We start from the raw sequence: 1,291 nt of genomic DNA, 5'->3' as shown, positions 1-1,291 counted from the left end.
ATGACATCATAATAAATAGCGCAGTTAGTGTGATTAGAATATTTTTCATATTTACTCCTATTTAGTTAACGTAATAATTAAAATCAACAAAAATATATCAAAACTTCCTTGCCAGAGTTCAAATTTTAATGTCATTAAAATCACACCAATAAGTTAAAGTTCAATATTAATCGATTAAGCTCAGGGGGTAGTATAATTTAGTTTACACAAGCTTAGAATTGTGGAAATTTGTATCATCCTTGATATGAAATTGTCCTTTTTAACCCTGTATGCGTATAAGTTGTTATATGCATTGTTTTTATATTTTATTGAAAAATCTGTCTCAAAGGCAACTTCATTACCTTTGTTTATAGTTATTTTAATACTTTTAGCATTGCATTTTCTTTGTGGCCTTGATTTTATAATAGCCTCGATGCTGTCGAGATCTAGCTTTTTAGTCTTGTCGATGATGGTGTATTCAGTATTAACGTTTGAAACCAATCGTTGATTTGGGATATTGTAACCATGGGTGTCTCCAGTCATTAAAAGTATAACGACCGGTAAAGTGGGAAGTATTAAATTTTTTACTAAGGATAGTTTATACTGGAATTTTTTGTATATCCTAGTTTTTAAAAATTCTTTATCATGATTTACTTCCATATTGTTGTATCCATTAAGTAATGGTGTGGGGTTACTTACACCATTAGTTGAATCATCAATATCGATTTTATCAAGCCGATAACCTGCCTTACTTATAGTTGTGATTTTTATTTTTCTTATATTAATAGTAAGAAGGGCTTTTCTTAACATGCTTATTGTGTTTGTCAACGACTGATCAGACACTATAGAACCGTCCCAGCATTCGTCGAAAATTTCATCTTTACTTACACAGCGGTTGCTGTGTTGATGAAGATAAAGTAAGACCCTAAAAGGTTTTGGCCTTAATTGTATTAAGCTTTTGTCTTCAATATTCATTATTGAACGATCATCAAAGCTAACATGTAGTTTTTCATAAATCACGAGTGAATTTGTAACATTCATCATTTTATTCATCATTTTACTCTAGAGCTAATCTTGTGTTATTCGACGGCCTTGATTTTTTCGTACGGATTTTATTTTTTTTTAAAGTAATGACCACAAAAAAAACAAATGATGTCACAAATGTGTCATTTTAGTTATTTTTAGTTTTTTTTGTTTGGGTTTTATTTGTTGTGGATTGGCTTGTTATTGTTATTGTTATTGTTATTGTTGTGATGTATCTCTGGTGTTTATTAAGGTTTCGTGGGATAACGTATGAAAGTTCTATTAAAAC

The 1,291-nt window shown here is 29.8% G+C and carries 1 protein-coding gene; it reads right to left on the bottom strand.

All coding sequences use genetic code 11. The features are described from left to right. Positions 1–180: 180 nt before the first annotated feature. Positions 181–1,032 carry a winged helix-turn-helix domain-containing protein gene (locus A142_RS15980; RefSeq protein WP_019820105.1) on the bottom strand — a complete coding sequence of 284 codons (852 nt, stop codon included), beginning with the start codon at positions 1,030–1,032 and terminating at the stop codon, positions 181–183. Positions 1,033–1,291 lie beyond the last annotated feature (259 nt).

It is taken from the genome of Vibrio splendidus 12E03, assembly GCF_000272105.2.
In the GTDB taxonomy this organism is placed as follows: domain Bacteria; phylum Pseudomonadota; class Gammaproteobacteria; order Enterobacterales; family Vibrionaceae; genus Vibrio; species Vibrio splendidus_I.
Note: the sequence above shows the minus strand (reverse complement) of the source record. Positions and strands in the feature narration are given on the sequence as shown.

Excerpts from the sequence above, each read along its gene's own strand:
- A142_RS15980 (WP_019820105.1), bottom strand. The coding sequence starts at position 1,032 with ATGAATAAAATGATGAATGTTACAAATTCACTCGTGATTTATGAAAAA.